Origin of the sequence: Bacillus sp. SRB_8 (assembly GCF_003264205.1) — a bacterium.
Classification (GTDB): domain Bacteria; phylum Bacillota; class Bacilli; order Bacillales; family Bacillaceae_G; genus Bacillus_A; species Bacillus_A mycoides.
On record NZ_NADT01000025.1, the window covers coordinates 35,784 to 57,711 of the forward strand.

General features: G+C 32.3%; 18 protein-coding genes, 2 pseudogenes and 1 other annotated feature. Of the genes and pseudogenes, 14 read left to right on the forward strand and 6 right to left on the reverse strand.

All coding sequences use genetic code 11. The annotated features are described in order from the left end of the window. Positions 1-104 precede the first annotated feature (104 nt). The gene (locus B5P40_RS21300; RefSeq protein WP_000007808.1) at positions 105-203 is read left to right on the forward strand and encodes a YjcZ family sporulation protein; all 99 of its coding nucleotides are present in this window, start codon (positions 105-107) and stop codon (positions 201-203) included. Between the two features lie 99 nt (positions 204-302). Here B5P40_RS21300 and B5P40_RS21305 read toward each other — a convergent pair whose 3' ends face one another. After that, the gene (locus B5P40_RS21305; RefSeq protein ID WP_078176622.1) at positions 303-1,622 is read right to left on the reverse strand and encodes a sensor histidine kinase; all 1,320 of its coding nucleotides are present in this window, start codon (positions 1,620-1,622) and stop codon (positions 303-305) included. A 46-nt stretch (positions 1,623-1,668) separates the two neighbouring features. Next, positions 1,669-2,550 carry a protein kinase family protein gene (locus tag B5P40_RS21310; protein ID WP_078176621.1) on the reverse strand — a complete coding sequence of 294 codons (882 nt, stop codon included), beginning with the start codon at positions 2,548-2,550 and terminating at the stop codon, positions 1,669-1,671. 126 nt (positions 2,551-2,676) lie between these two features. On the opposite strand from B5P40_RS21310, the gene B5P40_RS21315 reads away from it, so the two are divergent. From B5P40_RS21315 to B5P40_RS21360, 10 genes and pseudogenes are all read left to right on the forward strand, one after another. Continuing rightward, on the forward strand, positions 2,677-3,195 hold the full coding sequence (locus B5P40_RS21315; protein ID WP_113709818.1) for a GrpB family protein: 519 nt from the start codon (positions 2,677-2,679) through the stop codon (positions 3,193-3,195). Between the two features lie 155 nt (positions 3,196-3,350). After that, complete coding sequence (locus B5P40_RS21320) at positions 3,351-4,340, forward strand: zinc-binding dehydrogenase (RefSeq protein WP_113709819.1); 990 nt, start codon at positions 3,351-3,353, stop codon at positions 4,338-4,340. A gap of 273 nt (positions 4,341-4,613) precedes the next feature. Next, the gene (locus B5P40_RS21325) at positions 4,614-5,213 is read left to right on the forward strand and encodes an undecaprenyl-diphosphatase (RefSeq protein WP_078176619.1); all 600 of its coding nucleotides are present in this window, start codon (positions 4,614-4,616) and stop codon (positions 5,211-5,213) included. 234 nt (positions 5,214-5,447) lie between these two features. After that, on the forward strand, positions 5,448-7,586 hold the full coding sequence (locus tag B5P40_RS21330; protein ID WP_078176618.1) for a penicillin-binding protein: 2,139 nt from the start codon (positions 5,448-5,450) through the stop codon (positions 7,584-7,586). Between the two features lie 176 nt (positions 7,587-7,762). After that, positions 7,763-8,020: a binding site (T-box leader), on the forward strand. 65 nt (positions 8,021-8,085) lie between these two features. Further along, positions 8,086-9,324 carry an MFS transporter gene (locus B5P40_RS21335; RefSeq protein ID WP_113709820.1) on the forward strand — a complete coding sequence of 413 codons (1,239 nt, stop codon included), beginning with the start codon at positions 8,086-8,088 and terminating at the stop codon, positions 9,322-9,324. A 113-nt stretch (positions 9,325-9,437) separates the two neighbouring features. After that, positions 9,438-9,641 (forward strand): annotated as a pseudogene (locus tag B5P40_RS21340) (penicillin-binding protein); the annotation flags it as partial. 57 nt (positions 9,642-9,698) lie between these two features. Beyond that, positions 9,699-9,869, forward strand: a pseudogene (locus tag B5P40_RS21345) (GNAT family N-acetyltransferase); the annotation flags it as partial. 169 nt (positions 9,870-10,038) lie between these two features. Beyond that, positions 10,039-10,506, forward strand: coding sequence for a CcdC protein domain-containing protein (locus B5P40_RS21350; RefSeq protein WP_002032414.1), 468 nt, complete (start codon positions 10,039-10,041; stop codon positions 10,504-10,506). A 79-nt stretch (positions 10,507-10,585) separates the two neighbouring features. Continuing rightward, positions 10,586-11,092, forward strand: a complete 507-nt coding sequence (locus tag B5P40_RS21355) for a DUF3189 family protein (RefSeq protein WP_002141972.1) — start codon at positions 10,586-10,588, stop codon at positions 11,090-11,092. Positions 11,093-11,284: 192 nt separating this feature from the next. Beyond that, on the forward strand, positions 11,285-12,091 hold the full coding sequence (locus tag B5P40_RS21360; RefSeq protein ID WP_078176616.1) for a DegV family protein: 807 nt from the start codon (positions 11,285-11,287) through the stop codon (positions 12,089-12,091). Between the two features lie 247 nt (positions 12,092-12,338). Here B5P40_RS21360 and B5P40_RS21365 read toward each other — a convergent pair whose 3' ends face one another. Both B5P40_RS21365 and B5P40_RS21370 read right to left on the reverse strand, forming a co-directional pair. Next, positions 12,339-14,087, reverse strand: coding sequence for an ABC transporter ATP-binding protein (locus B5P40_RS21365; RefSeq protein ID WP_113709821.1), 1,749 nt, complete (start codon positions 14,085-14,087; stop codon positions 12,339-12,341). Beyond that, positions 14,080-15,882, reverse strand: a complete 1,803-nt coding sequence (locus B5P40_RS21370) for an ABC transporter ATP-binding protein (protein WP_113709822.1) — start codon at positions 15,880-15,882, stop codon at positions 14,080-14,082. Before B5P40_RS21370 ends, B5P40_RS21365 begins: the two co-directional genes overlap by 8 nt. 702 nt (positions 15,883-16,584) lie before the next feature. Between B5P40_RS21370 and B5P40_RS21375 the strand changes: the two genes are divergently transcribed. Then, positions 16,585-17,808 carry a MerR family transcriptional regulator gene (locus B5P40_RS21375; RefSeq protein ID WP_113709823.1) on the forward strand — a complete coding sequence of 408 codons (1,224 nt, stop codon included), beginning with the start codon at positions 16,585-16,587 and terminating at the stop codon, positions 17,806-17,808. A gap of 113 nt (positions 17,809-17,921) precedes the next feature. Further along, positions 17,922-19,226 carry an MFS transporter gene (locus B5P40_RS21385; RefSeq protein ID WP_078176613.1) on the forward strand — a complete coding sequence of 435 codons (1,305 nt, stop codon included), beginning with the start codon at positions 17,922-17,924 and terminating at the stop codon, positions 19,224-19,226. Between the two features lie 170 nt (positions 19,227-19,396). Here B5P40_RS21385 and B5P40_RS21390 read toward each other — a convergent pair whose 3' ends face one another. Beyond that, a complete protein-coding gene (locus tag B5P40_RS21390; protein WP_078176612.1) occupies positions 19,397-20,266 on the reverse strand; it encodes an SDR family oxidoreductase in 870 nt (289 codons plus the stop codon). 142 nt (positions 20,267-20,408) lie between these two features. Here B5P40_RS21390 and B5P40_RS21395 point away from each other — a divergent pair, with 142 nt between their 5' ends. Then, positions 20,409-20,792: a winged helix-turn-helix transcriptional regulator gene (locus B5P40_RS21395; protein ID WP_078176611.1), complete on the forward strand. Its 384-nt coding sequence runs from the start codon at positions 20,409-20,411 to the stop codon at positions 20,790-20,792. A gap of 91 nt (positions 20,793-20,883) precedes the next feature. Here B5P40_RS21395 and B5P40_RS21400 read toward each other — a convergent pair whose 3' ends face one another. After that, positions 20,884-21,582: a hypothetical protein gene (locus B5P40_RS21400; protein WP_078176610.1), complete on the reverse strand. Its 699-nt coding sequence runs from the start codon at positions 21,580-21,582 to the stop codon at positions 20,884-20,886. Positions 21,583-21,928: the final 346 nt, after the last annotated feature.

Sequence of the window (21,928 nt, forward strand, 5' to 3'; positions counted from 1 at the left end):
TTATGAAGACATGCTCAAAAAAGGGAGATATACATACTGTATAATACGAACCAGTTAAAATGATCAACTACCTATTAGTTTTCAAACCAAAAGGAGGAAAAAATATGAGTTTCGGCGGTTCTTGTGGTTTTGGTGGAGGTTTCGCTTTATTAGTTGTGTTATTTATTTTATTAATTATTGTTGGATGTAGCTGTTGGAGCTAAGGGTACTAATTTCTAATTAGTCTCTTCTAAATGTAAATTAAAAAAACATAGCAGATACTTTTTGTATCGAAATAAAAAAGGAGCCATTATGCTCCTTTTTTATTTATTATGCAACGTGCTCTCATTATTATATTTTGGGAATGTAATAGTTAAAGTAGTTCCTTTATTAACGATACTTCGGATTTTTAAACTGCCTCGCATCGTTTCAATAATTTTAACAGCAACCATCGTACCTAAACCAGTACCTTTCGTTTTTGTACTAAAATATGGTTCGCCAAATCGATTAATTTGCTCTTGCGACATTCCAACTCCACTATCTTGAATCCTTATTATGACCTTATTATTGCTAACAGTTGCAGAAATAATTAGATTACCGCCACATGGCATTGCTTCTATACTGTTTTTTATTAAATTTAAAAAACATTGATGGAAGTGCTGTGTATTACCAATAATTGTTCCCTCTGAGAACTCTTTTGTAATATTAATATTATTCATGTTACAAAAAGGCAACATCATATTAATAACTCGATTTAACTCGTGCTCCACTGAAATATGATCTAGTTTTTCTGAAGCCGGTTTGGCAAAAGTTAAGTAATCATCAATAATTGCTTGTGCACGATTTAACTCTTCAAGAATATGTTCAATATACTCATCTTTGGATTGTTGAGTTATATTGGGTGTTTTTAAAAGTTGTGTAAATCCTTTTACAACAGTCAATGGATTCCTTACTTCATGTGAAATACTTGCAGCGAGTTGGCTGACAATCTCCATTTTTTCAACTTTTATTAATTTTGATCGCATAAATATTGCATCTTTTAAAACCTCATTAAAATAGACCATAAATAATATTAAAATAGTTGGTAATAGAATGAAATAAATAATGTACAAATTATTCACTTCAAAATCTGATAGAGTTAAAACAATTACTGTTGTAAATATTGCAAGGAAAAAAGTTAAAAACATAGATGAAGTTACTTTTATTTTCCTATTGTATGTATTAAATTTTGATGATGCGAATGCTGTAATTATTAACATCGTTCCATAAACAATGATTGTTAACAGGCTAAAACCATAAAACATAAAACGTATTATTAATAAAATCATGAGTAATGCAATACCGACTGGAAATCCACCATAAAGTGTACCAATTAAAAAGGGGATTTGTCTTAAATCGTGAATATAATTTTCATCCATATAGATGGGGTACCGCATACATAAAATTAGTGGGATACTCGTACAAAGAATGATAAGTAGTTTCTTATATTTCTTCCCGAAGTACCCACTATCATAAATAAAATAAAAAACAAATATACTGCTTAAAATATAAAGAAGATTATTTAAAACATTTTGATTAATGTAAACAAAGTTCATAATACATGCCCCGTTATCCTGAATTTCAATCCCATATGTATTATACATTATAAAAGTACAAGTTTTACATGTACTTTTACAATGTATTTAGTTTTTATAGATTTTCAGTGTTATAGGCTTTTAACCATGCATTATTAAACTCTTCCATTGACGCATAGCGCTCACTACGATTTTCATTTACAGCACGGTATGCTACTTCATATAAGCCTGCACTAGCTTCCCATTTCATAAAGGAACGATCTTGCCCGCCACCTAATAATGCGAAAGCTATAGCCCCCATATTAAATACATTAGTTTTCCCGTCTATCATAGCATTAAGTTGAAACTCTTCAGGTGACATAAAACGAGATGACCCCCACATTCGTCCCATCTTATTTACATACGGTTTGTTACTGTATAAATCAATATCACAAATTTTTGTTTCATTAGTTTTAAAGTTGTACAAAATACTACCGTCATAAAAATCAATAGCTACATAGTTTTTGTGTTCAACGTAAGTATGGAAATTAAAAATAGAATTTAATGAAACTAGCCTATTTTTAACGGATAATTTTTTATATTTATAAAATGGTGAGTTAGGATCATTATATTTTGCTGGGGGTGGGAAACTCCAGTGCGAGTGAAGACATTCACCGTCAAACCAATCGAAAATTAAAACATATCCATGCTGTACAGGGTAGTGATCAATTAAATTTATAAGAGAAACGTGTTTTAATTCATTGTATATTGTAACTGAGCTTTTTAATCTTTGTATAGCTTCATTTGTAGAAGCATTATATGCGAGTGTTTGTGCCCCTGCATATTTTATAAAGTTCTTTTTCCCATTCTTTTCAACACCAAAACTTATATTACCGGAATCTTGTTGGTCAAAAACCGCAAATACTGTACCTAGTTTTGTAAGCCAATCAAAATTATGATGTTTTTTTAGTTGGAATGTTATAATATCTAACTGAATTTTAACTGGAATATCTTTCATAATTCACCTCAAATTTAATATAATTAAGTTGTCCATTACAGTATTCGACATATTTTGTGAAATTCCTATATTTATAAACTTAAATTTTATAAATATAATAATATATAGTTATAAGGAGGAAAGCAAATGGATGGAAAAATCATAATTAAACTGTACCAACAATATTGGCATACAGAGTTTTTAAATGAAAAAAATAAACTTGTGCCGTTACTCCATGAAGAAATTATTGCTATTGAACATATCGGAAGCACAGCTGTAGAAGGGTTAGGGGCTAAACCTCTTATTGATATGATGATCGGCGTAACAAATTTACAAATTACCGAAAATTGGAGGGAAGCCCTAGAAGAAATTGGCTATGAATATGTTCCTAAAAAAACACCTAATTGGCGTTTTTTTAGAAAAGGTAAATGGAGAGCTGGTACCCACCATTTACATGTTTATATTTATAATAGCGAGGAATGGAGGAACAACCTTTTATTTCGAGACTTTCTAATAAATCATGAGTGGGCACGTGAAGAATATAGAGTATTAAAAGAGATGCTTGCTGCTACATATCCTTTTGATCGTGTTTCATATACAAATGCAAAAGCACCGTTTATTCAAAATATATTAACATTGGCCAAAAAGAGTATTAACAAAGTATAAGTAGTATCAATTAAAGTCCTTCCTACAAAAAAAGTGTGGGGAGGATTTTGTTTTTTCATCATAATGATTTTTATTATTTTCCAGTTGTTACAATCAAATTATTTTATTTATTTCGACATTTAAAGTAAATTGAAAGGATTAAGGGGGAATAATTAATGAAAGCTATTGTACATCAACATAAAAAAGGATTAGAAGGTTTAGAATATAAATTATCACCTGAGATAACTCCTAACATTGGAGAGGTTAAAGTGAAATTAAAAGCAGCAGGTTTAAATCATCGTGATTTATTTATAATGAATAATAGAAAAGAAATGGAACTACCATTAGTTTTAGGGTCAGATGGTGCAGGTATTGTTATAGAACTAGGAGAAGGAGTTTCAAATATTTCACTACATACCGAGGTTATTATTAACCCTAGTATTGGATGGAATAATACTCATGAAATACCAGAGTTACCTGAAGTACTAGGCGGACCAGCAGATGGAACATTTGCTGAATATGTTATTGTACCAGCAGAAAATGTAGTGGAAAAGCCATCATATCTTACGTGGGAAGAATCTGGCGTTTTATCTTTATCGGCATTAACTGCATATAGAGCGCTTTTTACAAAAGGTAGATTAAAACCTGAAGAACATGTCCTAATTCCGGGAATCGGCGGTGGTGTAGCTACTTATGCTATGTTATTTGCTAAAGCAATTGGAGTAAAGGTGAGTGTTACTTCAAGGATAGAGGACAAAAGAAAGGCTGCTGAAAAATATGGAGCAGACTTTTCTTTTAATAGTTCTGGTAATTGGGACGAGTGCCTACATGGAGAAAAAGTGGATTTAATTATAGATAGTATAGGTCCGGCGACTTTCTTAAAATATTTTGATATATTAAAACCAAATGGACGAATCGTTAACTTTGGTGCAAGTTCAGGAGATAAAATCGAATTACCGTTACGAGCATTATTTTATAATCAAATTGATATTATGGGAACATCAATGGGAAGCCGTGAAGAATTTAATGAGATGGTTCATTTTATAGAGAAACATAATATTAAACCAATTATTGATAAAGTATATCCATTAGAAGAAGCAATCCAAGCTTTAAATCGAATGCAGCAAGGAGAACAATTCGGTAATATTGCCCTTCGTATGGAATAAGAATATGATTTCGTAACTAATATATTTAAATGAATATGTTATGTATTATATCCATGCATAGAGTGTTCACCATACTATTTAAAATGGTTTACAACCTTTATACATATTTAGCTCGTGTAAATAGTTACACCATTGTCAAATGAATAGTAGCAAAATGAGAATTTGATGAGAAAAGTTTAAACCCATTTTCATATTGATGTTGTATACTGTGTAAATCAAGAACGCTTGTATCTTTATTTAAAGTACAATGAGAAAAAATAAGGAGAGAGTAATATGAATTACACAGTATTTCAATGGATTAATAACTTTGCTGGATCATCCAAGCTATTAGATACGCTAATGATCGCTATTACAAATAGTGCTGCATATGTAGCTATTCTATTTATGCTTATCCTATGGTTCAATAATGGAAAGAAAGAGAATGCAATTAGAAAACAATATACAGTGTTATATACGACACTTTCAGTTAGTATTGCATTATTAGTAAATGTTCTTATACATGCGGTATATTACCATCCGCGTCCTTTTATAACACATCATATAAATCAATTAGTACCGCATGCAGCAGATTCATCATTTGTAAGTGATCATTCTGTACTCGTATTTTCGATTGCTTTCGTATTTATTCTAAGAGGAGAAAAACTTAAATATATCGCGTTAATATGGGCAATATTAGTCGGTGTATCACGCATGTACGTAGGCGTTCATTATCCTCTAGATATACTGGGTGCTGCGTTCTTAACATTTATTACAAGTGGATTAGTGATGCAAAGCGCACGTATATTTGAACCGTTAGCAAGTTTTATTTTCAAAATGTATGCACTAGTAGCAAAACGGTTGCCATTTTTAGCGAAATATAACCATATAGCTTAATCTTAAGAACCTACAAAAAGTAGGTTCTTTTTTGAATATTCTTAAATTTCACTTACCGTATTTTATATTAAAAAATACAAAATTAATAAAAAATAAATAGCAACAGAACTGGTTTTCTTATTGTTATAGAGGAATTAGTAAAAAAACTTCGAAAAATATAGTATCTACTATATTAAAGAACATATTTAGTAGCGCATCTTCGCATTAATGCATTGTAAAGGAAAGGAGATTAGTATGCATAAACTTCAAACGAATAAAGGCGCTCGATATATGATGATTGCTTTTATTGTTTTGTTTCTTACTATGCTTTTACGTATATTTTATATTCAAGCAGTAGGAGTCGTGCATAATGTTAATGTAAAGGATCTTGCGAAGGAACAACAAAACAAAAATGGAGTTTTAGAGGCAAATCGCGGGACAATTTATGATCAAAACGGTAAAGTATTAGTCCAAGACTCAACGACATATCGCATCGTTGTAAACCTAAAAGGAAAAGATAAATTAAAAGATAAAGAAGATACCGCACAACGTTTAGCAGATGCGCTTGAAGTTGATAAAGAGGAGATCATGAAAAATTTTCACGAAGGACGTACGCAAGTTGAAATTGGTAAAATTGGACGTAACTTATCTAGAGAAGCGAAGGAAGAGATTAATAATTTGAAAATACCAGGTGTATCTTTCACAACAGAAAAAGCCAGAGTATACCCAAATGAAGATTTCGCCTCGTATATACTTGGTTTTGCAAGACCAGACGATAAAGGTAATGCGGTGGGGAAGTTTGGGCTTGAAGAAAGTTTGGATAAATATTTGCGCTCTACAAATGGTAATGTTTCATATGTAGGTTCAAGAAAAGGAATCCCACTTACAAATGATATAGGAAAAGTAGAACCTGCTAAAAATGGAAATAACGTATACCTTACGCTTGATAAACAAATTAATAGTTTTTTAGAAGACGCGATGAATAAAGCTGAGCAACACTATGACCCTTCTATGTTAGTAGGAATTATTGCAGATCCAAAAACAGGTAAGATTTTAGCAATGTCTAGTAAGCCTAGTTATAATCCTAACAAGGGAGACATTGAATATTTTTTAAACGATCCAATTGCGAATGCATTCGAACCAGGGTCTACAATGAAAGTTTTTACATTAGCTGCTGCAATTAATGAAGGTGTATATAACGGGAAAGAATATTTCCAATCAGGAAAATACGCAGTTGGTTCAGCAGAGATTAAAGATCATAATGGCGGCTATGGATGGGGCTCAATTACATTTGATGAAGGGTTTGAACGGTCATCGAACGTTGCTTTTTCTATTTTAGAAGACCAGTTACTGAAACCAAATAAATTCAAGCAATATATGAATAAATTTGGTTTCAATCAAAAAACAGGTATAGATTTGCCTGGAGAAAGTAAAAATACATTATTGCTAAATACTCAAATTCAACAAGTTACTACTTCTTTCGGCCAAGGCTCAACTGTAACTCCTATTCAAATCGTACAAGCGGCCACAGCTATAGCAAATGACGGGAAAATGATGCAACCTTATATTGTTGATAAGGTTGTAAATCCAACAAATAAACAAGTTATTATGGAAAATCAACCTAAAGAAATAGGGAATCCGATTAAAAAAGAAACCGCAGATAAGGTAAGGAACTTAATGGAGCGTGTTATAACATCATCTAAGGGAACGGGAACGATGTATAAAATTGATGGTTATCCGATTGGTGGTAAAACAGGGACAGCGCAAATTCCGAATCCTGAAAATGGACGATATATGGAAGGGAAAGATAATTATATTTTTTCATTCTTAGGAATGGCTCCAATTGATGATCCGCAATTAGTCGTATATTTAGCCATTAAGCAACCTAAATTAAAGGGGAATGAATACGGTGCTCAGCCTCTTGCTGAAATTTTTAAACCAGTTATGAAAAATAGTCTAGAATATTTAAAAGTGAAACCATATACAGAAAAGAAAATGGCAGATGCAACAAAGCAATCTGAAATAAAAGTACAAAATTATGTAAATCAAACAATGGATACTGTAAAAAATATTGCAGAAAAAGAGAAACTTCAACCGGTATTATTAGGAGAAGGAAAGATAATAAAACAATATCCACAGACTGGCGAGGTAATGAGTGAAGGAGATCGCATATTTCTAGTAGGAAGTAATGTGAAAATGCCTAACCTAAAAGGTTGGTCAATGCGTGATGTTATGTATTTCTCTAAGTTGTTGAAATTAGATTTAAAAACAACAGGTACAGGGTATGTAACGAGTCAAAGCATTGAAAAAGGACAAGATTTACAAGAGGGTGACACTTTAGAACTAGAATTAGAACCACCGCTACAACCGTTAGTAGAGGCAAATACGAATTAATTTGGAAATTTTGAAGGGCCTATATATAATTGGCTCTTTTTTTTAGAGATTCAACTAATTTCACGCACCGTAATTTTTTAAAAAAATAATAAATAAGACTATTAACATTGGCATAACTTAAACTATCTGATTATTTATTATTTACAGTCAAATAGATATGTGATAATATGGAAAAACCAAATGCAGTGAAGAGAAGAGTAGATAAAATGAATTTTTCACAGAGAGCTCCATTTAGCTGAAAAGGAGCAAAAATTCTTTATTGAACCAAGCCTCTGAGCAGCACATCGGAACCTTTTAAAAGTGGATGGTGTGACGGGAGCTCCCGTTATAGAGCTAAGGTATAAGCATGAAAATAGTGCAGTACCTGATAAGGTTAATATGGCGACATATTAACAAACTAGGGTGGCACCGCGATGATAAATCTCGTCCCTAAGACTTTAAGTCTTGGGGGTGGGATTTTTTTATTGTTTTAAAACAATTTAGAAAGCGGGTGCCTAAAGTGAAAAAATTACTTAAAGATTGGAAATATCCTTTATTACTATTGTCCGGAGTTGGTATTGCGAATTTAGGTGCATGGATTTATTTAATCGCACTGAATGTACTTGTCTATAATATGGGTGGCTCAGCCTTAGCTGTCGCTACTTTATATGTGATAAAACGATTAGCCACTTTATTTACAAACGCTTGGTCAGGAAGTATGATAGATCGTTTAAATAAACGAAAGTTAATGATTCACCTCGATATATATCGAGTAGTATTTATCGCTATTTTACCCTTGGTTCCATCCCTTTGGATTATCTATCTCTTAGTATTTTTTATAAGCATGGCCAGTGCGATTTATGAACCAACTGCTATGACATATATGACGAAATTAATTCCAGTAGAGCAAAGACAACGTTTCAACTCACTACGTAGTTTAATAGGATCTGGTGCATTTTTAATCGGTCCAGCAGTAGCAGGGATATTATTAATTACTGGTACACCAGAGTTTGCTATATATATGAATGCTATAGCATTTTTGCTATCAGGGTTCATTACATTACTTTTACCTAATCTTGATAAAAAAGACGATTCTAATACATCCAATGATAAATTATCACTAACTGTATTAAAGAAAGATTGGAACATAGTTTTAAATTTCAGCAAAAAATCTGTGTATATAGTATGTGTTTATTTCCTATTCCAAGGAATGATGGTTTTAGCTACCGCTATAGATTCACTTGAACTATCGTTTGCGAAAGAAGTTTTATTGTTAACAGATAGTGAGTATGGCTTCCTAGTTAGTATCGCTGGAGCGGGTTTTATTTTAGGAGCCATAACAAATACAATTTTATCAAAAAAATTAGCACCTTCATTTCTAATTGGGATAGGATCATTATTCATTGCAATCGGATATTTGATTTATGCTTTTTCAAGTGAGTTTTTAATAGCTGCTATCGGATTCTTTATTCTATCTTTCTCTATGGCATATGTAAATACAGGATTTTACACATTTTATCAAAATAACGTTCCGGTTCATATGATGGGACGAATCGGGAGTATATATGGGCTCATTATAGCTGTTTTAACAATTTTTATAACGATTCTGTTCGGCGTTGCAACTCAATTCACTTCTATGCAACTTGTGGTCATTGTAGGAGTACTGGTAATGCTACTTATTACTATCATATTGTGCGTGTTTACCTTATTACCATCGCAGTCTAAGATATATTCCGCTGAATCAATAAAATCGAAATAGTTACCTTGATTTTTATTTGAAACTAAAGGGTGGGTGAATAGGAGGTTTCTTTACCCTATATATGGAAAAATAATAAGGGGAAAGAACAATACCAATAAACAAGGGTGGTTATTATGATAAAAACAAAAGATCAAATAGAGAAAATTGTAAAAGAAATACATCAGAATATAGATTTTTCTGGGGTAGTCTTAATAAAAAAAGATGATGATATTATTTATGAAAATTCATTTGGATATGCTAACCGAAGTGAATGTATAAACAATACACTACAAACAAGATTTGGAATTGCCTCAGGATGCAAATTATTTACTGCTATCATAAAGGGGCAGGACCTGAAAAACTAATGGTAGAAATAGAAGTAGCTTTTTAATTACATGGATATAAAAATTAGTGCATATAAAAAAGAAGACGAAATAGGCTAGGTACGTTGCCGTGCGTTATCTTTTTTAGATACAGCATATTATGACAATGTACTTAGAGCGAAAGAAAAATATGAAAATCCCGCAATTGAACTAGTAGCTATATATGAAGACCAAGTAGTAGGAGACGTATGAGTAAAAAGTACGTCTTTTTACTTTTATGAATTATGCTTAAGGCTGATGGGAGATCACATTCCATATTATACAAATTAAAGTAGCTATCGTATTTCAAGTATGATATGAACAGAGACGAATATAATTTTCAAAGGTAAACAAGTATATAGGAGGACTCTAAATGGATATTCTATTTGTTATTCTACTTGTTATTCTTATAATTGTATTAATTCAAGGTAAGGAATACAAAGTGAATATTAATCGTATTTGGCTCATTCCGGCTTTGCTGTGCTTTGTAACAATCCAGTCCATTATTCATATGGGACAATTAAATATATTGCAAGGACTTCTCTTCGTTGCAATGCTTGGAATTGGATTGGGTCTTGGAGTTATTAGGGGAAAAGCTTTAACATTTCGATTAGATAGTGAAACAGGTCATGTATTACGAAAAGGAAATTGGTTAAGTACAATTATTCTCCTTGTTATTTTAGGTGCAAAAATCGTGATTAAGCAAAGTATGTTTCCTGGCAGTACTCACCACACATTAATGGTTGTAACGAATGCCTTTTTATGTATTACATTAGGTACCGTAATTAGTAGACGCTATTATATTTGGAAAAAATATAATGAATTAACACAAAAAGCGTAAATACATTCGTCCCTTGTTTAACAACGCTGTGAATGGTAATACTAAATAATATTGAACTTTTACAACAAGGGATGATAATATGATATTCATTTACACAGATTTCGGTGGAACGCATTCAACTGCACTCGCTGCAGCTTATCATTTAAATAAATTACCAACAGATCGTAAGTTAACGAAAGAAGAAATATTAAATGTAGATTACTTTAATAAATTGAAAACAGAGGATATGGGAAAGATTATTTTTCATGGACAAGATGAATATGAAAATCCTGTATATACAATTGGGTGCGGGGCATCCAAAGTCGTTGTACCTGCGATGAAGCATTTAGGAGAGATTCTGCAAAAACATTATCATAGCCATGAAAAGATTATCTTTTCTAATACATCACCAACAGTTCCTTTACCAATGACTTTCGGTGGTCTGTTTTCTAGAAGGTTCCACATCGACTTTATCGGCGTACCATTACTCGTATGGGGAGCAAAACTTAGCTGTGATAACATACAAAGGCTTGTTAATTATACGAAAGAAGCTGGCCGATTGACGAATGATTATGTTGTAATTTTAGATAACGAAACATTTAAGTAATGTTAAAAGAAGGCCGGTAAATTTTGTGGTTTTCTTTTTTTTGATAAATAGACAAAAAACATTCACATTTATTATTACATCTACTATAGCCAAAATAATAAAGTCCTGTTACTATTACAGGGGATATTCTCTTTTCGTAAGATAAATATATAGAAAAGTCAGAAAAGAGGAACAGAATAAGGGAGGAACAACATGAAGCGTGTTGCTTGGTTTACTGATAGTACAACTGCGAGTTTTACAACAGATGGTGATAACTTTGTTATCCCAATTGAAGTTATTATTGATGGAGTGTCTTATAAGGATTGTGAAGAAGGAGTTCATAAACGTCTTTATGAAGCGTTAAATGATGGAAGAACAGTTACTACTTCGCAACCTAACATAGGGGAAATGGTAGAATTATTTACTAAATGCAAAGAAGAATATGAAGAAGGCTTTGCAGTTGCTATTAGCGGAAAAGTAAGTGGGACCTATCAAAATATGAAGTTAGCTGCTGATATGGCAGGTTTCCCTTTAACTGTATTAGATAGTGAAACGACAAGTTATCCAATGGATGAACTTTTGAGAAAAGCTAAAACGTTATACAATGATGGTATGACTTTACAAGATATACATAAAACATTAGTAGATGAAAAAAGAAGGCCTTTTTATGTATTTCCAAAAAGCTTAAAAGGTTTATATGCAAGTGGTCGAGTAAAGGGAGTTCAATTTTTACTTGGAAGTTTATTAAGTGTCAACTTAATCTTAGAAGTAAAAGGCGGGGAACTTTTACTTGAAAAGAAAGTGCGTAAAATCCAAAAATGTAGAGAATACATTAAAAATGAGCTTGAAAAAGAATTACCAAAAGTACTTCATATGTTCTATGCTAACGATAAAGATGGAGCTGAAGAATGGATTTCAGATATTAAACAATCATTTCCTGAAATGGATTTCAAACTGTATCCATTGCCGATTTCATTTGCTGTTCATGCAGGTGAAGGAACAATAGCAATTAGTTATTAAGAGGAAAACCCGTGAATAATTCGCGGGTTTTTTATTTTTATTTAATTAAATCAAAAATGGGGTCCCGACACACCTCCATCAAGCTTAGAAATCGATGTTTCTCCAAAACAAGCCATGAGAGATTTTATTGCGTTATCAGAATTAATTCATGAAGCTGTGTTACAAGCAATAGGGCATGCTTAATAGGAAAAAAAACAAGTATAACCGAATCTAGGTTTATACTCGTTTTTCTTTCAAATAGGAGAAATTATTTTAAAACCCAGTTTTCTGCTTCATGACGAATACGAATGAAACGACGATATGTACCTTCACGTTGGATTAGTTCTTCGTGTGTTCCTTTTTGAACAATTTTTCCGTTTTCAAGTACAACGATTTGATGGGCGTTTTGAATTGTTGCAAGTCGATGGGCAATAATGAGTGTGGTTTTTCGTTTTGTCAGCTCATCAAGTGCACATTGAATGAGCGATTCATTTTCAGGATCAAGGCTTGCGGTTGCTTCATCTAAAATAATAATTGGTGCGTTTTTTAAGATAGCACGGGCGATGGAAATACGTTGTTTCTCACCTCCAGATAGAGAAGATCCACCATCTGTTAGCACCGAACTATACCCATCTTTAAGTGACATGATAAAGTCGTGACATTGCGCTTTTTTTGCCGCCTCAATGACTTGGTCTTTCGTCGCCTTAGGATTACCAAAATGTATATTGTTATAAATAGAATCATTGAATAAATAAACATTTTGGAATACCATGCTAATCGATGACATTAATGTATGAAGACTTAATTCATTAATATTCATACCATTAATTGTAATAGCCCCCTTATCTACATCATAAAAACGAGCGATTAAGTTACATAGTGTCGTTTTACCAGAACCAGACGGACCGACAATTGCAGTTGTTGTTCCTTCTTTTATATGAAGTGATACATTTTGGATAATTGGGCGATCACTATAGCTAAATGAAACATGATCGAACGTGATATCAAAATGTTTTAAATGTATATCTTTACCTTTTGTATCGACAAATTCTGTTTGTTCAATAGCATCCAGCTTATCTAGCATATTGTCAACTGTTTCAAGAACGTGTGTGGCATCACTAATTGGTTCAATACTATCAAACATAACGAAAGAAAATAGTGTGATTAAGATCAGGTCAGAAAACTCCATATCACCGGATAAAACAAGTGACGAAGCAACGAGAACAAGTAAAACTGATGCAAGTTTCAGCCCCATACGGTGACCGACATTATAAATACCGAATGACTTTTGAATTTCAATGTTAACATTTTTACTATTTTTAAAGGCCTTGTTAATATTTCGTGATGCTATACCTTCTTGGTTGAAACTTTTTACAACCGACATACCACGTAAGTATTCAAGTGTATTGTTAACGAGTTCATGTTGACTTTGTTGATGTACGGGTGCCTTTTTCCGGCTATGTTTTTGTAGTAATTGTAAAAAGATCATAGATAGTATAACGCCAGCAATTGCAATAAGTGCCATAATGGGATTGTAGAACAATAAGAATAAAATCATTGTAAATGTCATGATATAACCGTTTACAACAATATCAATCATTTTCATTGCCATCATTTCCACAAATGATAAATCGGTAGTTACAATACCATTAATATCACCTGTACGGTACTTATTGAAAAAGCCGAGTGAAACTCCTTTTAATGTGTTCCCAAGCTGAATGCGATGTGATGCAGCGAGTTCATAACCGACACTCTCTTGATAAACAGCTTTTAAATAAGAAAAGAGGAATCGTCCTAAAATTGCTATCACCATAAATAAAAGGAGTAACCAAATTGTTTGTGAGGTTAATTCTTTTGTACCATGATAGTCATCGAGCATATATTGCAGTCCCTTAGCAGAGATGACAATGGGTAAAGCAATACAAATAGCTTGGAAAAATGAGAAGACGAACCCAAGATATACGCGCTTTTTATAAGGACCGGTCCAATTCAGAATTCGTTTTATAATCTTAAACATTGGAATGCCCCTCCTTAGTTACATAGTCTGATTGAATGTCTTTTTTACTTGCACCAATATGTGCTCGCCATAGTTTTTGATACAAATTATTACTTTGTAAGAGCTGGTCATGGGTACCCATAGTATGAACATTGCCACTTTGTAAGACGACAATTTGATCAGCGTGTTTAATCGTTGATAATCGATGAGCAATAACAATTAGTGTTTTATTTGAAGCTAACTCATTAAATGCTTTTTGAATTTCAGCTTCATTTTCAGGATCTGTGAACGCTGTTGCTTCATCTAAAATAATAATTGGTGCATCCTTTAAAATAGCACGAGCAATCGCAAGACGCTTCTTTTCACCGCCAGATAGTTTTTTTCCAGCTTCACCAGAGTCCGTTTGATAGCCATTTGGTAATGATTTAATAAATTCATCGCAACGAGCAAGGCGAGCTGCATGGAAAACTTCATCGTCTGAAGCATTGGGATTCCCCATGCGAATATTCTCTAATATACTTGTACGGAAAAGGAAATTATCTTGTGCAACATAGCTAATCATCTTACTGAAATCGTTTGGATGAATATCTTTAATATTGATGCCACCAATGTTGATACTTCCATCAGATACATCCCAAAAGCGTGTTATGAGCCGAGCGATAGTGGATTTACCACTACCAGACGGACCTACAAGTGCGGTATAGTTACGCTCAGGAATAATTAACGATAGATCGCGGATAACTGTATGTTCTTCGTTGTAACCAAATGCAACATGATTCATCTCTATTTGAAAGTGAGTTGGTACTAGATTGTAAGTAGGGGCAACCGATAATGCTTCTAGATGTAAGTAGTCCTTTGTGTCATTCACTGCATATTCGATAGATTTAAAATCATTAACGAAAGTTGTCAATTGTATGAGCGGATGAATTAATCCCATCGATAAAGTTAATGAGATAATAAGTTCTGCTGGTTCAATAGTACCATTTTGGTAAAGAAGCAATCCGACTGGAAGTGTTCCAACAAGCGTTGAGGGGAGGAGCGCATTCCCGAGAGTCATTAAAGGCCATGTGCTACGGAACCAATTCAATGTGTAATCCTTAAATGATGTAATAGCATGATAGAATTTTTTATAAGATTTGTTTGTTTGATTAAATGTTTTAATGACTTCAATTCCTTCTACATACTCAACAATCACACTGTTAACGTGGTTGCTAGCCTCCATGTAATTTTTGTATTGTGAATTAAAGTTGCGCATCATGATCATATAAATCATGAACGCGATTGGTACGGTAATGAGTGTAGCTAATGCCATTCGATAATCGATTGTTAACAAGTAAATAAAAACACCAATTGGTAATAAAATATTGGATAGCCCTTCAGGGATAATATGGGCAAGTGGAAGTTCTAATGTTTCAACACGATCAACGATGACATTTTTCATCTTACCAACAGGTTGATTGATAATGTGTCCAAGTGGCGCACGCATGAGACGCTCAGCTAATTGCAAACGAATATTCTCTAAAATACTGTAAGCAACTTGATGTGAGTAATAACTTGAGAGTGCATGAAATACTGTTTGTACGAAATAGCCACAGGTAGCAATGAAAATCCAATAGCTAATGCTACTTATAGTTTGGGTACCGTCTATTAATAGTTTAAGAATATAATAGATGGCTACATAAGGAACGAGTCCACCAATAACGCTAATAATAGCTAAGAAAGTAGAAATAATCATTAAGTGTCTAAAGGAAGCTGCAAATTGTAAAATCGAGTGAATCCAATGTTTCTTTTGAGCAGGGTGTGTATAATGTTCCATATTTTCACGTCCTTTATAGTGTAAATGTTTTAATTTCTTTTATACGACCGTTTGCAATTTCAAGTGTTTCATCACAAGAAAGAGCAATCAGTTCAGGGTCATGAGTAATAATAAATAGCTGTTTTTTTATATGCGTAAAATACTTGTATAAAGCCCAGTATTCATAAAACCTTGTACAGTTAATTTATTTTTTGTCACCATAATGAAACTCCTTTCTGTTTTGAGGTCCTTATATAAATCCAATTGATATATTTAGAATATTCTACATTAGGTATTTTATCGAGAATGATTATCAATGTCAATATGTGGATGTGGAATGAAATTATAAGTATAGTACTCTTTGACAAGGTAGGAGATCGATATGTAGGTTAGACAATGAAAGTGGGAGCTGGGAGGCCTTGTGTAGCTCTCTTTAGCAGGCAGAGTAAGACTTCTAGCGCAAAAGTTAGAGAAAAGAGGGTGGTTCATCTAAACGTACGAAATCTGTAAAACGTTGGTGCCCCCATGCATATTAATAAGGTTTTAAGTGTGGCGTACACTAGTGGCACAGGTAATCTTAAAGATTGAGTTATTATTTATGAACCTGATGCAGAATTGGCAATCCTAATTCATACTATAAATAATCTTGCATAGGGAGATAAAAGGATTTTAAAAAATAAAAAAGAAGTATATATAAACAAATACATAAATGGTAGTGATAATATGAAAATCAGTAAGTTTGCAGAAGTAAATAGTGTAAGTGTAGATACGATTAGGCATTATATAGACCTAGGACTCGTTATTCCTGAAAAAAAGGGAAGTCACTATTTTTTTGATGAATATTGTCAAAAAGATGTAGAGCTTATATTAGAGTACAAATGGCTAGGATTTAGTTTGAATGAAATTAAAGAACTTTTTCTTTATAAAAATTTAGCGAAATCTATGAATTACGAAACAGATACTTCTTATCAATCTTTATTTAAATTGAAATATGAAAAGGTTGAACAAGAAATAAAAACATTAGAGGAAAGAAAAGATAAATTAAAGACAGCGTTAAATAATTTATCTACAGCAACTAAAATTTCGAATTCAATTTTAGGGATAGATTTAACAGTACTTAATTTATTTAAATGTTTTAAGTGTAACGGAAATTTAATTCTGGAAGATGGCATTATCAATAAGAACCAAATTGTTGAGGGAAATCTAATTTGCAATTGTGGTGAAGAATACAAGATTACCTCAGGGATTTTAACAGCTGGAAAATCATTTGAAGCATATGAAAGGACTTTACTTGAAGAGTATATTTCAGATTATATCAATGAAACAGATACTACTTTTTTGGAGAATATACAAAGAGGAGGAGAATGGGCGAAAAAGAAACTAATGCAGCTAGATTTAAATAATAAGGTGTTACTTGATTTAGGATCGGGTCTTGGGTTCTTTTTACGAAATATTTATGAAGAACTACCAGAAGATTGTTTATATATTGCTGTTGATCGAGATTTGAATAAACTTCTATTTTTAAAAGATGTAATTGAAAAAAGAAATTCCAAAAGAAACATTCTTTTTATTTGCGCTGATTTTTTAAGTATACCTATTCAGAATCATTCTGTTGATATTGTAATTGATCAGTCTGGTACAAGTAATTACAGTTTTGAGCATGAAAATTTTTTATTGCACGAATTAAACTATCTATTCAAACCTGATTGTTATTTATTAAGTTCATTTATTGTATTTAAAAATTTTAGCATAAATAGCCAAATTACAACTAGATTAAGAGACAATTTTACGTCTTCAAAAGTCAAGGGAGAAATCCAAAAGCTACAGTTTAATTCCATAGATGAAAGAACTTCAGAATATATAAAACGAGGAGGAAAATACGAGGATTTCTTTGTTCAAGGAGAAGAAATTTATACATATTCATTTTTCGGAAAAAGATGGGGTTAACCCCATCTTTTTTAATTTTTCTTTTAAAAGTTTTTAATACTAGCATATTGATATTGGGTTGACCCGAGAACTTACACTGTACGTAATACAAAGTTCAGCGGGAGGGAAATGTTATGGGAAGTTTACGATTACATATAGAAAATAAAAAAAGAAACCAAGAACTAAGAAATATTTGTTTATATTCAATTGCAAAAACAGTATCAATATTCGGTAGCTCTATATATAGTTTCGCATTAGGATTATATGTTTTACAAATAACCGGATCTGCTTTAAATTTTGCGATTACGCTCATTTTAGGAACGATTCCAATGATTGTTATGAATCCATTTGCCGGTGTAATTGCTGATAAGGTTGATAAAAAGAAACTGGTTATTTGTATGGATTTACTAAGTGGATGCTTATTAATAACTGTTTATATATTAAGCAGCTATTATGGATTAAACTTATCCATCGTTTATACTACTACCTTTCTTATGACGGTATTTACAACATTTTTTGGAATAGGATTAGAAGCCGCAAAACCAAATATCGTCTCTAAAGAGCGGCTTATGAGTATTAACTCTATAAGTAAAATTATCGATTCTGTATCTTTAATTCTCGGTCCTATGTTAGGTGGCATCGTTTTTGCAGTCTTTGATATTAAAATTTTTATAATTATAAACGGTATTTCATTTATTCTTTCGGGTATATCCATAGTATTTATTCATTTTAAACTGTTCGAGTTCAATATAAATGAGGAATGCCCAAAAAGGAGAATTAATTTTATTAAAGATATAAAAGAGGGGTTTTCATGCTTAATTGAAAAGGAAAGCTTAAAGAATACGTTTCGAATTTTAATTTCACTTAATTTCTTCTTAGGGTTTGCTGTAACTGTTCCATTGCCATACATTATTAACACAGTTCTCAATCTTAGTTCTAAGCAATTTGGTATCATTCAAGGGACTTTTCCAGTAGGGATGATAATTGGTGCAATTTTAGTAAAAAAGATAACTAATCGTTTTTCTTACTCTTATCTTTTGAAAAAGCTAAGTTCAATGTTGGCAGTTTTTATGATTATTTCAGGAATTCCAGTTCTATTCAAAAGTTTTGAAGTAAATGATTTTGTATACGTTATTACGTATTGTGTCGTTATGTTCTTTTTAGGGCTAATAATAGCGTTAATTGATATTCCTTTAATTTATTTCATGCAAAAAGAGATTCCTGATGAATATAGGGGGAGGGTACTCAGTATTGGATTAAGTATAGGTAAAATGATGCAGCCAATAGCATTGGCATTATCAGGATTAGTATTAAATTATATCCCTGCTTACACGCTTCCAATTACAGGAGGGATAGTATTTCTTATTTTGAATAAGGCTTACTCAAATAAGTTAAATTTAGAAATTCATTCAAAAGATTATAGTGTTTTGCGTAGCTAAGTGAACTTGTTAAGTAACAAAAAAGATGCTTATTTTGCAATAAAGTCCTTTAAAAAATAATAATGTTGTTTAAAAATCCTTCTTTAACTAAAGTGATAGGTGGTCGAAGTAAAGGCACTTTTTTAAATACAAAATTTATTATTTGATTTCGGCTGTGGAATTTGATTTATCTATTTTGTATTTACTAATAAATGTGTTAATGCTTGCTTTAATGGTGTAGCCTGACGTTCTAATAAGAAATTCAAATGGGTATGTGTTGATTCTAATCCTCCTTCACGAATCCCTTTTTGAATCATTACTAACATTGGAAGGTAGGCTTCAGGTACTCCAGCACCTTTTAACATTTCTTCATAAGAAGAGTCATCTACTTCTAATAAAGGAATTTCTTTTCCTAATACTTCACTTAATGTATCAACAAATTGCTGTTGTTTTAAATTTTCACCAGAAAGTTCATAAATCTGATTTTTGTGACGATCAGATACCAAAACATTCGCTGCTGCTTCAGCTAAATCCGGACGATATACCCAACCGATTTTCCCTTCTCCTGCAGAAGTCACCCAAGGGGCACCAGCCATACAGCTTTGAATTGTACCAAGTTCATTTTCTACATACCAGTTGTTACGCAGAATCACATAAGGAATACCTGATTCAATAATTGCTACTTCACGTGCTCTATGCATGCCCGCTAGGAAGAAGTCATTTCTTTCTGCTCTTGTAACACTTGGATAAATAATTTGTTTTACACCTGTTGCTTTGGCAGCTTCTACTGCATTTGTATGCTGACGTATAACTGTATCAAAGTCACCAAATGTTGACATGATGAATAAACGATCAACATCTTTGAATGCTGAAAACAAAGTTTCTTGATTTTCAAAATCCGTTACACGTACTTCTAAGCCTTGTTCCTTATAGCTAAGTGCTTTTTCAGACTTGTCATTACGTACACCAACAATTATTTCTTCAATTGATAATCTGGTAAGTAAATACTCAACAATTTCAGAACCTAAATTTCCGTTTGCACCTGTTACTAAAACTTTCATACAATCTCCTCCGTTAATACAGCGTTATTTTTGATTTTTGTATACATTACATATACTATTTCTTAAGAAGGATTTATGTAAGTAGGCACAATTTAATAACATAGTCATAAAAATAGTACTTAGCGAAAAAGGAGATTTTATTATGGCACGTTTTAGTTATCAAGATGAATCGGTTTCTGAAGAAACACAGCAAGAAATTTGTCCATTAACAGTTACCCAAAATGCAATTGCAGGAAGATGGAAAATCGTGATTTTGTGGCATTTAAGCAAAAATGAAATTATTAGGTTTAATGAATTATTGAGGATGTTACCTGGTATCTCAAAAGGAATCTTAACTAGACAATTAAGAGAGCTTGAAGAGGACGAGCTAGTACACAGAGAAGTTTATAAAGTTGTTCCACCAAAGGTAGAATATTCTTTAACAGAGCAGGGGAAAAAGTTTATACCTGTATTAGAAGCAATGCAAGTCTGGGGTAAAGATTTACTAAATAAAAAAATAGAGATGTATGAAAAGCATAAGGGCTAATAAATTATTAATACCTTCCTATTGGCAATAGGAAGGTATTAAGTTTAAATTAAATACTGAACAATTTATTAATGTGAGTTGCACTGGAAAACTATCGTAATTCAGCCGTCTTTCTAATAACAATCTTATCAATATCATCCTCTTCATCACCAATAAATAATCCACGTTCTTTTAAATATGTTTCGAAGTATAAATCTGCTTCTGCACGTTCATCGTATGGCTTTACAGATAAAACGAAACCTAATTTATTTTGCTCCTCTAAATGAGAAGTGGAGATGTAAGCCGGTACATTGTGGCGTAAAAAGAGTTCTTTAACAGGAATGATCATATCTTTCATTAATTTCGTTAACATACCCATTTCAAACTCAAAATTAAAGCGATCTATACTAGATAAATCCGCGAATACTACACCAATAAAACCTGTATTAAATACTTCTTGATATTCAATATCTTCGTCACCATAAAAATTCTTTTCGATCAAATAATTTATAAAATAAGAAACACCATCACTTTGTTCAAAAGGTTTTGTTGAAAGAACAAAGCCGATTTTCTTTTGTTTATGTAAATACACACATGACATGTATGCGGATATATTATGTTCTTTAAATAATGCACTCGTTGCCCCAGATAGACCATCTAGTACGTGATGAACAATTTGAAGTTTTTTACGAGCGAAATAATAGGATTTCTTTTGTAACTCCAATGTATCAATAAAGACAGAGCCGATAAAGCCTGTATTTGAAATAATAGGTGTTTGCTTTTTTCTTCCTCTGCGCTTTGCTTGAGTCATTGTTAAAATCATCCCTTCATGTACAATTAAAATAAAAAGAACGTTTGTTCGTATATTTATATTTTACTATTAAAACGCTCTAAAGTAAAGGGTTTTTGATGAAAAAACAACAAAAAAGACACCTGTAAAAGGTGCCTTAAACGCTGTAGGGAAGAGGGTTCATCCCAACTATTTATATTATGATACAGAAACAATCTCTTCTGTATCTTCTACATCTAAATGACAGTCCATAGTACGAACATCTTGATCCTCATGACTTCCGAAATAAATAGTAATTTTCATATGTATCGCTCCTTTATTCTAGGAATACCTAAAATAATTACTAGTAATGTTAATATTTATTATA

Bases quoted from the DNA above. Each gene is read 5' to 3' on its own strand.
- B5P40_RS21300 (WP_000007808.1), top strand. From the start codon at position 105: ATGAGTTTCGGCGGTTCTTGTGGTTTTGGTGGAGGTTTCGCTTTATTA.
- B5P40_RS21305 (WP_078176622.1), bottom strand. From the start codon at position 1,622: ATGTATAATACATATGGGATTGAAATTCAGGATAACGGGGCATGTATT.
- B5P40_RS21310 (WP_078176621.1), bottom strand. From the start codon at position 2,550: ATGAAAGATATTCCAGTTAAAATTCAGTTAGATATTATAACATTCCAA.
- B5P40_RS21315 (WP_113709818.1), top strand. From the start codon at position 2,677: ATGGATGGAAAAATCATAATTAAACTGTACCAACAATATTGGCATACA.
- B5P40_RS21320 (WP_113709819.1), top strand. From the start codon at position 3,351: ATGAAAGCTATTGTACATCAACATAAAAAAGGATTAGAAGGTTTAGAA.
- B5P40_RS21325 (WP_078176619.1), top strand. From the start codon at position 4,614: ATGAATTACACAGTATTTCAATGGATTAATAACTTTGCTGGATCATCC.
- B5P40_RS21330 (WP_078176618.1), top strand. From the start codon at position 5,448: ATGCATAAACTTCAAACGAATAAAGGCGCTCGATATATGATGATTGCT.
- B5P40_RS21350 (WP_002032414.1), top strand. From the start codon at position 10,039: ATGGATATTCTATTTGTTATTCTACTTGTTATTCTTATAATTGTATTA.
- B5P40_RS21355 (WP_002141972.1), top strand. From the start codon at position 10,586: ATGATATTCATTTACACAGATTTCGGTGGAACGCATTCAACTGCACTC.
- B5P40_RS21360 (WP_078176616.1), top strand. From the start codon at position 11,285: ATGAAGCGTGTTGCTTGGTTTACTGATAGTACAACTGCGAGTTTTACA.
- B5P40_RS21365 (WP_113709821.1), bottom strand. From the start codon at position 14,087: ATGTTTAAGATTATAAAACGAATTCTGAATTGGACCGGTCCTTATAAA.
- B5P40_RS21370 (WP_113709822.1), bottom strand. From the start codon at position 15,882: ATGGAACATTATACACACCCTGCTCAAAAGAAACATTGGATTCACTCG.
- B5P40_RS21375 (WP_113709823.1), top strand. From the start codon at position 16,585: ATGAAAATCAGTAAGTTTGCAGAAGTAAATAGTGTAAGTGTAGATACG.
- B5P40_RS21385 (WP_078176613.1), top strand. From the start codon at position 17,922: ATGGGAAGTTTACGATTACATATAGAAAATAAAAAAAGAAACCAAGAA.
- B5P40_RS21390 (WP_078176612.1), bottom strand. From the start codon at position 20,266: ATGAAAGTTTTAGTAACAGGTGCAAACGGAAATTTAGGTTCTGAAATT.
- B5P40_RS21395 (WP_078176611.1), top strand. From the start codon at position 20,409: ATGGCACGTTTTAGTTATCAAGATGAATCGGTTTCTGAAGAAACACAG.
- B5P40_RS21400 (WP_078176610.1), bottom strand. From the start codon at position 21,582: ATGACTCAAGCAAAGCGCAGAGGAAGAAAAAAGCAAACACCTATTATT.